This window comes from Glutamicibacter sp. V16R2B1, from assembly GCF_005774635.1.
Classification (GTDB): Bacteria; Actinomycetota; Actinomycetes; order Actinomycetales; family Micrococcaceae; genus Glutamicibacter; species Glutamicibacter creatinolyticus.
This window is the reverse complement of record NZ_VATX01000010.1, coordinates 50,429-63,269: the sequence shown is the minus strand read 5'-3', so window position 1 is coordinate 63,269 and position 12,841 is coordinate 50,429. Positions and strand designations below refer to the sequence as shown.

The following is a 12,841-nucleotide window of genomic DNA, read 5'->3' as shown; positions in this document are numbered from 1 at the left end:
CCGGCGGCAAAGTGGGGAGCGCAAATGGTGGCACAATGATGAAAGTTCGCTTTCACATCGCGTGTAGAAAAACACATTCCCTCGAAAGGCCCCGGTGACATGAGTCGAAAAACGGATCCGGTGCGCGCGCAGAATTTTTCCGCAGTCCTGCAGCAGGTTTTCGCCGCGCCCGGCAGCTCCCGCAAGGAGGTCGCCGACGCCATTGGGGTCAGCGCCGCCTCGGTCACGAGTATTGCCGCTCGGCTGATCGATGCCGGGCTGATTTTTGAGGGGGAGCCGGTGGCCCGCGGCCAGGGCCGCCCGCGGGTTCCGCTGCATGTCGATGCGCGCTCCCACCTTGTCATGGGCATCCACCTGGGCCCACGGGTGACCGGCGTGGTGCTCACCGGGCTTGACGGGGTCAGCCAGGCCTCGGTGCTGATCCCGCACTCCGGCATGGACGTGGATCAGGCCTTCGAGGTGATTGTTGCCGGTGCACGGGATCTGATGCAGCAGCACGCCGGGGGACGACGGGTGCTGGGCACCGGGGTCGCCACCGGCGGCATCGTCGATCGCCAGCAGGGGAGGATCGTGGACAACCCCGGTGCTGCGTGGGTCGATGTGCCGGCGGTGCAGCTGCTGGCCGAGCAGCTTCCGCTCCCGGTCATCCTGGATCACAACGCCAGGGCGGCAGCGCAGTCCGAACTGCTCTACGGGCACGGCCGGGAGGAATCGGACTTCGTCATGCTGGTGAACACCTCGGACCTCGGCGCGGTGCTGGTCAGCGACGGCAGGATCCGCGCCGGGCGGACCCAGCACGCCGGGAACATCGCCCACCTTTCGGTCTCCGACGGGCGGCATCCCTGCCCCTGTGGTCGCAACGGCTGTCTGCAGGTGATGGCAACGGACGAGGCCACCGTGCGGCTGGCCCACGAGGCGGGCCGGGACGACGTGGTGCACTATGGTGACATCGACCGGCTGTACGACGCGGGGGATGAGCAGATCCGGGCGCTGGTGGCCGACCGGGACCGCTATGTCGCCCGTGCCGCTGCCACCCTGGTTGATTTGCTGGACCCGGGCCTTCTGGTGATCGCCGGCACTCCGGCCGAACGCCCCGAGACCCTGGCCCAGGTCAAGCGGGATGTGGCGCGCTTTTCGCTGCGGGGCGCCGAGGCGGCGCACAGGGTGGTTTATTCCACTGACCATGCGCTTTCGCTCACGCTCTTCGCCGCGAGCATTATGGTCAACGAGGTGTTGGCCCACCCGCTGCGCTTCATTGAAGCCATGGATCTGGGGACTTTCGCGGCCCTCGGCTAGTCATCTTGTTGACAACGTCACACTCGTATGTTTACTTTATTTCATAAAATAAAGTATGTGATGGCAGGCACAGGTCGCATTGAGGCGGCTCACGTGTCACTCGCACCAAGGAGAGACCATGAGGAAACATTCCAAGGCATTGGCGGCCGCCGCAGGCGCAGTCACGCTGATGATGGCGGCCACGGCCTGCTCATCCAACGGCCAGCCCAGCGCCGGACAGGACGGCGGGGAGCGCGTGCTCTCGTTCATGTCCACCGAGCCCAAGAGCATCGTCCCGCAGAAGGAGCCGGGCAGTCAGCTGGGGATGGCGCTGTGCGCCAACCTGATGGAAATCAACCTGGATACCCAGGAGTTCGAGCCGCTGGCCGCCAAGTCCGTCACCAGCGATGACGCCAAGGTTTGGGACATCGAGCTGCAGGAGGGCTGGACCTTCCACGACGGCACCGCGGTGACCGCCCAGTCGTTCGCCGATGCCTGGAACGCCACCGCCACCGGCTCCAACGCCTGGCAGGGCAACGGCACCTTCGTCAGTTTCGAAGGCTACAAGGACCTGAACCCGGAGGACGGATCCAAGCCGAGCACCAAGACGATGTCCGGGGTCAAGGTCATCGACGACACCCACATGCAGGTCACGCTGACCGCCCCGAACCGCGACTTCCCCAAGATCCTGAGCACCAACCCCACCTGCCCCATGCCGGAGTCGGCCTTTGACGACCTGGACGCCTACGAGCAGAACCCCGTCTCCAACGGCCCCTACAAGTTCGTCTCCTGGGACCACAACCAGCAGGTTGTGCTGGAAAAGTGGGACGACTTCCAGGGTGCCCAGGGCTTCAGCGGCGGCGCCGATCAGCTGGTCGCCAAGATCTACACCGCAGTGGATCCGGCCTACACCGACATGACCGCCGGGAACCTGGACATGATCCGCAATGTGCCGGCGACCATGGTCGACAAGGCCAAGAACCAGCTCGGCGAGCAGGCCCTCTACGAGGTCAAGACCAGCTCCAAGCAGCAGACCCTGCAAATCCCGGAGTACGTGGACACCCTGAAGTCCCCGGCGCTGCGCAAGGCGATCTCCATGTCCATCGACCGTGAGGCGATCGCCCAGTCGCTGCTCAAGGGCCACTCCGAGCCCTCCGACTCGCTGGTCCCGCCGTCCCTGGACTCCTACGTTGAGGGATCCTGCGAGGCCTGCGAATTCAACCCCGAGGAAGCCAAGAAGATCCTGGCCGATGACGGCGGCTTCGACGGCACACTGATCATCGAAAGCGATTCGGCCTCCGACCAGCAGCTGGTGCAGGCCATCGCCAAGCAGATCCAGGACAACCTGGGCATCAAGGTGCAGATGAAGCCGATGCTGGGAACCGAACTGTCCGAGCGGCGCAACTCCCAGAAGCTGGAAGGGTCGGCCTTTGGGCTGTGGGGCTGGTCCTACAAGTCCCCGGACCAGTACCTGAGCCAGTATGAAACCGGCGGCGACGGCAACTCGGCCACCGCCTACTCCAACCCGGAGGTCGACAAGCTGGTCAAGGCCGCCCGCGCCGAAATGGACGACGCCAAGTCGACCGAGCTGTTCAAGCAGGCCGAGGCCCTGATCATCAAGGACATGCCGGCCATCCCGCTGTTCATCCCCACCGACTACGGTCTTCAGTCCGGCTGCGCCGAACTGAATGACGTGCAGGGCGACCTGCAGTACTACCGCGCGGGCTACACCTGCTAACCAGATCGAACATGGACTTGGACCCGTGGTCCCACGGGTCCAAGTCTCTTTATCGAACAAAGAGGTAAGCAAATGCTGGGTTACACCCTACGGCGTGTGGCACAAATGATCCCGGTGCTGCTGGGAGCAACATTCATCATCTACGCCCTGACCTTCCTGATGCCGGGCGACCCGATTTCCGCCCTGACCGGTGAGCGGCCCCTGCCGGAGGCCACCGTGGCGCAGATCCGCCAGGCCTACCACCTGGATGATCCGTTCCTGGTGCAGTACGGCAACTACATGCTCGGCGTTTTCCAGGGCAACTTCGGCATCGACTTCTTCGGTCGGCCGGTCCTGGACCTGATCCTCGAACGCCTGCCGGTCACCTTCACCCTGGCCCTGACCGCCTGGGTGCTCAAGCTGATCATCGGCCTGGTCATTGGCGTGTACGGCGGGCTGCGCAACGGGCGGGCCGGAGACCACTTCGCGCTGGTGTTCACCGTCATCTTCATGGGTGTGCCCGGTTTCGTGATTGCCCTGGGTGCCCAGACCTACTTTGGTGTGCACCTGGGCTGGGTGGAGCCGGCCGGCATCCGGGCCGGTTGGCCCATGGCGTTCATCCTGCCGGCCTTGGTCATGGCGTTTGAAGCCGCCGCCGGCCTGGCCCGGCTCACCCGCACCTCACTGGTGGACGTGCTGCGTGCCGAGTACCTGCGCACCGCCAAGGCCAAGGGGCTTTCCCCGCGCCGCATCATTTGGGGGCACGCGCTGCGCAACTCGATGATCCCGGTGGTGACCTACCTGGGCCTGAGCCTGGCCGGCATGCTGGGCGGCGCGGTGATCATCGAGGCCATCTTCAACATCCCCGGCATCGGGGGACTGATGGTCAGCTCCATCAACAACAAGGAAGGCACCGTGGTCGTGGGCATCGCCACCCTGCTGGTGCTGGTTTACCTGGTCTTCAACCTGCTTGTTGACCTGACCTACGGCCTGATCGATCCACGGGTGAGAATATGAGTAACGTTACCGCGACCGTCGCCTCCGGGGACGGGGCAGAAGCCGTCGAGCGCGAACCGGACCAGCCCAAGGGCACGCACCGCCGCTGGTGGCTGCGTCCGCGCTTCGCGATCTCCGGGGCCATCGTTCTGCTGATGGTGCTGATGGCGGCCTTCCCGCAGCTGTTCACCGGCTTCGGACCCGGGCCGACCGAGAACTGCGACATCCTCAAATCAAACCTGCCGCCCAGTGCCGAGCACATCTTCGGCATCGACATCCAGGGCTGCGACTACTACACGAACGTGATCTACGGGGCCCGGGCCTCGATCCTGGTCGGCGTGCTCGTCTCGGCCATCGCCTTTGCGATCGCGGCCATCGTCGGGGCCATTGCCGGGTATTTCGGCGGTTGGGTCGACGCGGTCATCTCCCGCATCTGCGACATGGCCTTCGGGCTGCCGTTCATCCTGGCGGCCATCGTGGTGCTGCAGCTCTTCGGGGAGCGCAACGTGTGGACCGTGATCTTTGCCCTGGCCCTGTTCAGCTGGCCGGGTGGCGTCCGCTTCATGCGCTCCTCCGTCATGGAGGTGCGCCACCGCGAATACGTTCAGGCAGCCAAGCTGCTGGGCGCCGGCAACGGGCGGATCATCCGCAAGCACATCATGCCCAACGCGATCACCCCGCTGCTGGTGCTGCAGACCCTGGGCGTGGGCGGGATGATCTCCGCCGAGGCCGGGCTGACGTTCATCGGCATCGGCCTGACGCCCCCGGCCGTCTCCTGGGGGCTGCAGTTGGCCGCCGCGCGCGACTACATCGATGCGGCACCGCACCTGCTGATCTTCCCGGCAGTCTTCCTGACGATCACGGTGCTGGGCTTCGTGCTGTTCGGTGAAGCCATCCGCGACGAATTCGACCCGAAGGGCAAATGATGATTCCAACAACCCAGGCCCAGCATCACAAGCTGCTCTCGGTGAGCAACCTGCGCGTTGAGTTCGCCACCGCACAGGGGGTGGCGACCGCCATCAATGGTGTCAACCTGTCGGTCCAGGCCGGGCAGTCCCTGGGGATCCTGGGCGAGTCCGGCTCCGGCAAGTCCGTCACCGCCCGCACCATCATGGGGTTGCTGGATACCCCTCCGGCCCGGGTGGTCGACGGGGAAATCCTGCTGGATGGGGAGGACCTGCTCTCCATCAGCGCCAAGCGGCGCCGCCAGCTGACCGGTCCGAAGGTTTCCATGGTGTTCCAGGATGCCCTTAGCGCCCTGAATCCGGTTCATCCGGTGGGGCGGCAGATCGGTGAACTGTACCGGGTGCACCGCGGGATGAGCCGAACCGCAGCGAAGAAGGCCGCCATCGAAATGATGGACCGGGTCAAGATCCCCGCCTCGGCCAGCCGCGTGAACGACTACCCGCACCAGTTCTCCGGCGGGATGCGCCAGCGCATCGTCATCGCCATGGCACTGGCGCTGGGCCCGGAACTGCTGATCGCCGACGAGCCGACCACGGCGCTGGATGTCACGGTGCAGGCCCAGATCCTGCAGCTGCTCAAGGAACAGCAGGCCGAGAACAACATGGGCCTGATCCTGATCACCCACGACATCTCGGTGGTGCGTGAGGTGACCGACCAGGTGGCGGTGATGTACGCCGGGCGGATCATCGAGAACGGCCCGACCGCCCAGGTGCTGGATGAGCCGGCCCATCCCTACACCAAGGGGCTGGCCGAATCCATCGCCAGCGAGGAGCTCAAGGGCCAGTTGCTGCCGGCGATCCCCGGCAGCCCGCCGGACCTGCTGGCCCTGCCGGCCGGGTGCTCCTTCGCCGATCGCTGCCGGTACGTCACCGAGCACTGCACCACCGCGGTGCCGCCACTGGAACAGATTGACCCACAGCGCCACACCGCCTGCTTCAACTACCGGGAGGTCGAAAGCCTTGTCACTCACCGAAACTGAACTCGGCTTCACCGCCCAGAGCCATGAATCGATCATGGAGCTGCGCGGGGTCAAACAGCACTATCCGGTCGCCCGCCCGCTGCCCTTTGGGCCGCGCAAGGTCGTCAAGGCCCTGGACGGGGTGGATCTGCAGGTCGCCGGCGGCCGAACCCTGGGCGTGATCGGTGAAAGCGGGTGCGGCAAGTCCACCCTGGCCCGGATCATGAGCGGTCTGGAAAAGCCGACCGAGGGGCAGGTGCTGTTCCAGGGGGTCGACATCAACTCCCTGCACGGCGCCGAACGCGCCGAGATGCGGCGCAACATCCAGCTGATCTTCCAGGACCCCTATGCGTCGCTGAACCCGCGCATGACCATCGAACAAATCCTGCTCGAGCCCTTCGAAATCCACCCGGAGCTGGTGCGGCCCTCCGCCCGCCGGGCCAAGGTGCGCGAGCTGATGGAACTTGTCGGACTGAACCCGGACCATCTGGAGCGCTACCCGCACAACTTTTCCGGCGGCCAGCAGCAGCGGATCGGGATCGCCCGGGGCATTGCGCTGAACCCCAAGGTGCTGATCTGCGACGAGGCGGTCTCCGCCCTGGACGTCTCGGTGCGCGCCCAGGTGGTGAACCTGCTGATGCAGCTGCAGCGCGAGCTGGGGCTCAGCTACGTGTTCATCGCCCACGACCTGCAGATCGTGCGCCACATTTCCGACAGCGTCGCCACCATGTACCTGGGGCGCGTGGTGGAAACCGGCACCTACGACCAGGTGTACGACGACAGCGCCCACCCCTACACCCAGGCGCTGCTCTCGGCCGCGCCGGAGCTGCGTCGTGGCGATGGCACCGACCGGAAGCTGATCATGCTCCAGGGCGACCCGCCCTCGCCCATTGATCCACCCACCGGCTGCCGCTTCCACACCCGTTGCCCGATCGCGCAGCCCAGTTGTGCGCTGGGTGAACCGGCACTGGAGCCCTGGCGCGATGACCACCAGGTGCGGTGCTATTTCCCCGGCCCAATTTCTGTCAAAGCAGAGTAGATGCTCCGTGCCCCGCACGGAATCAAAGGAGAAGAATTAATGGATCTCAAAGTAGGAATCGTGGGCTTTGGCCTGCGCGCCTCACTGCACCGCTACGTACAGCGCCCGGGACAGGGCAGCGTGGTCAGCATCGTGTGCGACACCAGTGAGCGCGGACGGGCCGATGCGCGCAACGCCCTGCCCGAAAGCGTGGTCACCGACGATCTGCAGGAACTGCTGGACAGCGGTATTGACGCGGTTTTGGTGCTGACCCCCGACCACACCCACCGCGACGTCGTGGTGCGCACCCTGCAGGCCGGGATCCCAACCTTCTGCGAGAAGCCGCTGGACATCAGCACGCAGGCGGCCGACGAAATACTGCAGACCGCCTACCGCACCGGCGCCAGGCTCTACGTCGGCCACAACATGCGGCACATGCCGGTCATCCGCCAGCTCAAGCAGCTGATAGACGAGGGGGCAATCGGGCAGGTCAAGGCCGTGTGGTGCCGGCACTTCGTGGGCAATGGCGGGGACTACTACTTCAAGGACTGGCATGCCGAGCGCCGCTACTCCAATACCCTGCTGCTGCAAAAGGGAGCGCATGACATCGACGTGATCCACTGGCTGGCTGGCGGTTACAGCACCGAAGTTTCGGGACTGGGCGGCTTGACCGTGTACGGGGATGTGAGCGATCGGCGGGATAATTCGGACCGTCGCATGGGGGACTGGTTCTCGAAGGAGAACTGGCCGCCGACCGCGCAGAAGGACCTGAACCCGACCATCGATGTCGAAGACCTGTCGATGGTGCAGATGAAGCTGGACAATGGCGTCTTCGCCTCCTACCAGCAGTGCCACTTCACTCCGGACTACTGGCGCAACTACACAGTCATCGGCACCGAAGGACGCATCGAGAACTTCGGCGACGGGCCCGGCGAATCGATCTACCTCTGGAACACGCGCAGCACCAGCGGTTTTGCCGAACCGGACCGGAAGATCACCATCGAAGGAGACCCAGAAGGCCACGGCGGGGCCGATCCGGGGCTGATCGCCGAGTTCCTGCGCTTTGCCAGTGACGGCGGGGCAACCCAGACCTCCCCGCTTGCCGCGCGGGCCGCGGTGGCCGTGGGAGACCTTGGCGCCCAGTCGCTGCGCTCCGACGGCAGCAGCCAGAGCGTGCCGCCGCTGGACGCGGAGCTGGTCAACTACTTCGAGGCCAACCAGCAGTCGGTTAGCGTGTAGCGGACCCCGGGGTGCTGACCAGTTGCTGCACCGTGGCCTTGATCGCGGAAATCACCGTGTGAATAGTGCTGCGGTGCAGATGCTCGGAGCGAAGCAACAAGTCGATTTGTCGCCCCAGTCTCACCCCCTGCACCGGGCGTAAAGTCACCGCATTGCCCATACTGCGCCGTGCCGTGTAGCGTGGCAGGATCCCCAGGCAGCCACTGGCCTCAACCAGCGCCGCGGCCGTGGAGTAGTCGTTGACCCGGTGCTCCGCCTTCGCCTCGGCGCCGCCCAGCGCGGCAATTACCTCCAACACGTCAGCGGGTGAATAACCGCTACGCGAGACAACCCACGGCTCTCCGACGACCTGCTGCGGGGTCAGCTGGTCAAACTGCGCCAATCGGTGCTCACGCTGCATGGCCACATCCAGGGGTTCGAAGGCCAGCGGGATCACCGCAATATTCGAGGGCCACCGTTCGGTGTGCGGCATCCGGTGGGCCAGCACAAGATCGTAGCTGGACGTTAGCGCCGGAAACTGCGGCTGCGAAACATCTTCGTCGAAGAACTGCAGCTTCGGCATTCGGTGATCTTCCAAGGCCAGCAACGGGGCAAAAATGGTCTGCCCAATCGAATGGAATCCGGCAATCCTGATTGGCCGATCCTGCTCGTGCTGCTCGGTTTCAATCTGGGCCGTCGCCGAGGCCAGCGTGGAAGCCACGTCGGCGGCCGCCGAAGCCAGGATCTGTCCGGCATCGGTCAACACCAGGGCGCGTCCGGACTTTTTAGTCAGTGGAACATCGAACTGGCGCTGCAGCTGGGCCAGGTGCTGTGAGATCGCCGAGGGGGAGACGAACAGCGATTTGGCCACGGCGTTGACGCTGCCCAGATCCCCGAGCTCGCGCAGAATGCGCAACTGATGCAATTCCATAAGTAGATGCTAAATCAACAATTCAGAAAATCAGCGGATGACTAATGTGTCATTGCCTGGCATGACCTGCAACACTTGAAGTAATCCGACATGCTGCGTCCCGGCGGGCGCCCGGAACCGAAGGTAGAACACGATGAAAGCACTGTACAAGGCCAATCCCGAGGCAGGTCTGGAACTTGTCGACCGGCCTGAACCGGAAACCGGTGTCCACGACGTCAAGATCCGGGTGATGACCACCGGAATCTGCGGCACCGACCTGCACATCGAGGCCTACGATGACGCGGCCAAATCCATGATCAACACACCACTGATCCCGGGCCATGAATTCTATGGCGAGGTCGTGGAGGTCGGTTCCTTCGTGCATGGCGTCCAGATCGGGGACCGGGTCTCGGGCGAAGGGCACATTGTCTGCGGGCTGTGCCGCAACTGCCGCGCCGGCCGCCGCCAGATGTGCATCAACGTCAGCTCCGTGGGCGTGCAGCGCGACGGCGCGTTCGCCGAATACGTGGTCATCCCCGAAAGCAATGTCTGGGTTCACCAGGACGAGAAGATCACCCCCCTGCTGGGCGCCATCTTCGACCCCTTCGGCAATGCGGTGCACACCGCCCTGCAGTTTCCGATGGTGGGCGACGACGTGCTGATCACCGGCGCTGGGCCCATCGGACTCATGGCGGTGGCGGTGGCCCGCCACGTCGGTGCCCGCCGCATCGCCATCACCGATGTCTCCGAGCAGCGGCTGGACCTGGCCGCCGCCATGGGCGCAGACCTCGCGGTGAACGTCAGCGAGTCGCGCATCGCCCAGGCGCAGCAGCAGCTGGGCCTGCTGGAAGGCTTTGATTTCGGCATGGAAATGTCCGGGCATTCCTCGGCACTGCCGGAAATGATCAACAACATGAACCACGGCGGCAAGATCTGCATGCTTGGACTGCCCAGCGCCCCCATCGACATCGACTGGGGCAAGGTGGTGACCCATATGCTGACCCTGAAGGGAATCTACGGCCGCGAGATGTACGAGACCTGGTACGCGATGAGCGCCATGCTCACCAGCTCGGATCTCATGCGCGAGCGGATTTCCTCGGTGGTTACCGATTTCCTTCCCGCCTCCCAATGGCAGGACGGGTTCGCCGCGGCCAAGGCCGGACAGGGCGGAAAAGTAGTACTTGACTGGACCGTTTTCTAGGAGCGAGACAATGTACACGGACATGAAAGAGCAGCTGGCAACCGAACTGCAGGAGCTGCGCGAGTCGGGACTCTACAAGGCTGAACGCCATATTGATTCCCCGCAGTCGGCGCGCATCCAGGCCGGGGCCCTGGGGGATGAGGCGCGCGAGGTGCTGAACTTCTGCGCGAACAACTACCTGGGGTTGGCCGATGATGAACGGATCATCGCTGCCGCCAAGCAGGCACTGGACGAGCGAGGTTTCGGAATGGCCTCGGTGCGCTTCATTTGCGGCACGCAGGATATCCACCTGGAGCTGGAGCAGCGGCTGTCGGCCTTTTTGGGCACCGATGACACCATCTTGTTCTCCAGCTGCTTCGACGCCAACGGGGGAGTGTTCGAATCCCTGTTTGGGGCCCAGGACGCCATCATCTCCGATGCACTGAACCACGCCTCGATTATTGACGGCATCCGCCTGTCCAAGGCAGCCCGCTTCCGCTACGCCAACCGGGACATGGCTGACCTGGAGAAGCAGCTGCAGGCCGCCGCGCAGCTGAACGACGGCGCCGGTGCACGTCGGACCATCATCGTCACCGACGGGGTGTTCTCCATGGATGGCTACCTGGCGCCGTTGGAACAGATCTGCGACCTGGCGGATCAGTACGGTGCGCTGGTGATGGTTGATGACTCGCATGCCGTGGGCTTCATGGGCCCCACCGGCGCCGGCACCCCGGAGCACGCCGGGGTTTCTGAGCGCGTGGACATCTACACCGGCACCTTTGGCAAGGCCTTGGGCGGGGCTTCGGGCGGCTATGTCGCAGGACGGGCGGAGATCGTGGAGATGCTGCGCCAAAAGGCCCGCCCCTACCTGTTCTCCAATTCCCTGGCCCCCTCGATTGTGTCGGCCACCCTCACCGCCCTGGAGCTGGTGGCAGGTTCCGGACAGCTGCGCGAGAAGCTGGAAGACAACGCGAAGCTGTTCCGCACCAAGATGGCCGAGGCCGGCTTCGAGCTGCTTGACGGCGAGCACGCGATCATCCCGGTGATGTTCGGCGACGCCGTGCTGGCCGGCCGCATCGCGGCACAGATGCTCGAGCGCGGGGTCTTTGTCACCGCCTTCAGCTACCCGGTGGTCCCCAAGGGCCAGGCGCGCATTCGTGTGCAGCTCTCGGCGGCGCACTCGGCCGAGGACATCGAGCGTTGCGTGCAGGCGTTCATCGATTCCCGACAGGCCGTCTCCCAGGAGGCGTAGTCCCCGCCGTTGTCTGGGATCCCGGACGTAGGTCGCTGACCGGGCCCGCTCCCGGCCCATCCGATCCGATACGGTCTAACCAACGGTGCCCAGCTTCCAGCCGGGCACCGTTGGAGTCGTTTCAGGACGTGGAAGGGGAACTTGTGGCAAGCCTGCTGCTGACAAATATTGCCCAGCTCAATACCATCGATGCCGAGGGGACGGTTCTTGCCGATGCCGCGGTATTGATCGAAAACGGTCTCATCGCCTGGAGCGGCCCGGCGGGGCAGGCCCCTGAGGCCGAGGAGACCCACGACCTGGGCGGGCGCGCAGTGCTTCCCGGATGGGTCGATTCGCACAGCCACTTGATCTTCGGCGGCGATCGGGCCGATGAATTCGTTGCCCGGATGGCCGGGCAGGACTATGCGGCCGGCGGCATTGCCGTGACCACCTCCGCCACCCGTTCCCTGGACGACCAGCAGCTGGCGACCGCGGTGCGTGAACGTCGGGCCGAAGCCTTGTCCATGGGTACCACCTGGATGGAAACCAAAACGGGATACGGCTTGGACGTGGCCGAGGAAGCCCGCCATGCCCGCATCGCCCGTCCGCTGGTGGAACAGTTAACGTTCCTGGGAGCCCATCTGGTGCCAGCCGGTTGGGACGCGGAGCAGTACACGCAGACCGTCGCCGGTCCGATGCTGGACGAGGTGGCCGGGGATGTTGACTTCGTCGACGTCTTCTGTGAACGAGGCGCCTTCACCGAGGAGCAAGCACGCCAGGTGCTGCAGGCGGCCACGCACCGGGGAATCGCCACCAAGGTCCATGGCAACCAACTCGGCCCGGGTCCTGGAGTCCGACTGGCCGTTGAATTTGGCAGCCGGTCGGTGGACCATGTGAACTACCTGGACCGGCAGGACGTCGCCGCGCTCGCAGGCAGCTGGGCCCACTGGGAACAGGCAACCCGTACCGGACGGCCCGGGGTGGTGGCCACCTGCCTGCCGGCCTGCGATCTGTCCACCCGCCAACCCCTGGCCCCGGGACGCGACCTGCTCGACGCCGGGGCTGTGATCGCGTTGGCCAGCAACTGCAATCCGGGCACCAGCTACACCAGCAACATGAACTTCGTCGTGGCCACGGCCGTCCTGCAGATGCACCTGAGCCTGCCCGAGGCGCTGGAGGCGGCCACGTATGGCGGGGCGTTGGCCCTCGGCGTCCAGGACCACGTCGGCTCCATCGAAGTGGGCAAGCGGGCTGACCTGCATGTGCTCGATGCCCCGTCCGCGGCGCATTTGGCCTACCGCCCGGGCATGCCACTGACCTACGCGGTCTACCAGGCGGGGCAACGACGCGTCTGATCCTCGCATCGCAAGCT

At 64.9% G+C, this 12,841-nt stretch carries 11 protein-coding genes; 10 read left to right on the top strand and 1 reads right to left on the bottom strand.

All coding sequences use genetic code 11. From position 1 onward, the window contains the following. The first annotated feature begins 99 nt into the window (after positions 1-99). The 7 genes from FDN03_RS06670 to FDN03_RS06640 all read left to right on the top strand — a co-directional run bounded on the left by FDN03_RS06670 (position 100) and on the right by FDN03_RS06640 (position 8,169). Positions 100-1,296: an ROK family transcriptional regulator gene (locus FDN03_RS06670; RefSeq protein ID WP_138175283.1), complete on the top strand. Its 1,197-nt coding sequence runs from the start codon at positions 100-102 to the stop codon at positions 1,294-1,296. A 118-nt stretch (positions 1,297-1,414) separates the two neighbouring features. Beyond that, the gene (locus FDN03_RS06665) at positions 1,415-3,013 is read left to right on the top strand and encodes an ABC transporter substrate-binding protein (RefSeq protein ID WP_138175281.1); all 1,599 of its coding nucleotides are present in this window, start codon (positions 1,415-1,417) and stop codon (positions 3,011-3,013) included. A 72-nt stretch (positions 3,014-3,085) separates the two neighbouring features. Beyond that, positions 3,086-4,009, top strand: a complete 924-nt coding sequence (locus tag FDN03_RS06660) for an ABC transporter permease (protein WP_138175279.1) — start codon at positions 3,086-3,088, stop codon at positions 4,007-4,009. Continuing rightward, positions 4,006-4,914, top strand: a complete 909-nt coding sequence (locus FDN03_RS06655; protein ID WP_138175277.1) for an ABC transporter permease — start codon at positions 4,006-4,008, stop codon at positions 4,912-4,914. Before FDN03_RS06660 ends, FDN03_RS06655 begins: the two co-directional genes overlap by 4 nt. Further along, complete coding sequence (locus FDN03_RS06650; RefSeq protein WP_212743873.1) at positions 4,911-5,933, top strand: ABC transporter ATP-binding protein; 1,023 nt, start codon at positions 4,911-4,913, stop codon at positions 5,931-5,933. The genes FDN03_RS06655 and FDN03_RS06650 overlap by 4 nt, the downstream gene beginning before the upstream one ends. Next, complete coding sequence (locus FDN03_RS06645) at positions 5,914-6,951, top strand: dipeptide ABC transporter ATP-binding protein (RefSeq protein ID WP_249354388.1); 1,038 nt, start codon at positions 5,914-5,916, stop codon at positions 6,949-6,951. Before FDN03_RS06650 ends, FDN03_RS06645 begins: the two co-directional genes overlap by 20 nt. 39 nt (positions 6,952-6,990) lie before the next feature. Further along, a complete protein-coding gene (locus tag FDN03_RS06640; protein ID WP_138175275.1) occupies positions 6,991-8,169 on the top strand; it encodes a Gfo/Idh/MocA family oxidoreductase in 1,179 nt (392 codons plus the stop codon). On the opposite strand, the gene FDN03_RS06635 is transcribed toward FDN03_RS06640, so the two are convergent. Continuing rightward, complete coding sequence (locus tag FDN03_RS06635) at positions 8,159-9,079, bottom strand: LysR family transcriptional regulator (RefSeq protein WP_138175273.1); 921 nt, start codon at positions 9,077-9,079, stop codon at positions 8,159-8,161. The genes FDN03_RS06640 and FDN03_RS06635 overlap by 11 nt on opposite strands. Positions 9,080-9,212: 133 nt before the next feature. Between FDN03_RS06635 and tdh the strand changes: the two genes are divergently transcribed. From tdh to hutI, 3 genes are all read left to right on the top strand, one after another. After that, entirely contained in the window at positions 9,213-10,259 is a 1,047-nt protein-coding gene (gene tdh, locus FDN03_RS06630) for an L-threonine 3-dehydrogenase (protein ID WP_138175271.1), read from the top strand. Between the two features lie 10 nt (positions 10,260-10,269). After that, positions 10,270-11,490, top strand: coding sequence for a glycine C-acetyltransferase (locus FDN03_RS06625; RefSeq protein ID WP_138175269.1), 1,221 nt, complete (start codon positions 10,270-10,272; stop codon positions 11,488-11,490). A 143-nt stretch (positions 11,491-11,633) separates the two neighbouring features. Next, entirely contained in the window at positions 11,634-12,824 is a 1,191-nt protein-coding gene (gene hutI, locus FDN03_RS06620) for an imidazolonepropionase (RefSeq protein WP_138175423.1), read from the top strand. The last annotated feature ends 17 nt before the right edge of the window (positions 12,825-12,841 follow it).

Excerpts from the sequence above, each read along its gene's own strand:
- FDN03_RS06650 (WP_212743873.1), top strand. The coding sequence starts at position 4,911 with ATGATGATTCCAACAACCCAGGCCCAGCATCACAAGCTGCTCTCGGTG.
- FDN03_RS06660 (WP_138175279.1), top strand. The coding sequence starts at position 3,086 with ATGCTGGGTTACACCCTACGGCGTGTGGCACAAATGATCCCGGTGCTG.
- FDN03_RS06640 (WP_138175275.1), top strand. The coding sequence starts at position 6,991 with ATGGATCTCAAAGTAGGAATCGTGGGCTTTGGCCTGCGCGCCTCACTG.
- tdh (WP_138175271.1), top strand. The coding sequence starts at position 9,213 with ATGAAAGCACTGTACAAGGCCAATCCCGAGGCAGGTCTGGAACTTGTC.
- FDN03_RS06665 (WP_138175281.1), top strand. The coding sequence starts at position 1,415 with ATGAGGAAACATTCCAAGGCATTGGCGGCCGCCGCAGGCGCAGTCACG.
- FDN03_RS06655 (WP_138175277.1), top strand. The coding sequence starts at position 4,006 with ATGAGTAACGTTACCGCGACCGTCGCCTCCGGGGACGGGGCAGAAGCC.
- FDN03_RS06670 (WP_138175283.1), top strand. The coding sequence starts at position 100 with ATGAGTCGAAAAACGGATCCGGTGCGCGCGCAGAATTTTTCCGCAGTC.
- FDN03_RS06635 (WP_138175273.1), bottom strand. The coding sequence starts at position 9,079 with ATGGAATTGCATCAGTTGCGCATTCTGCGCGAGCTCGGGGATCTGGGC.
- FDN03_RS06625 (WP_138175269.1), top strand. The coding sequence starts at position 10,270 with ATGTACACGGACATGAAAGAGCAGCTGGCAACCGAACTGCAGGAGCTG.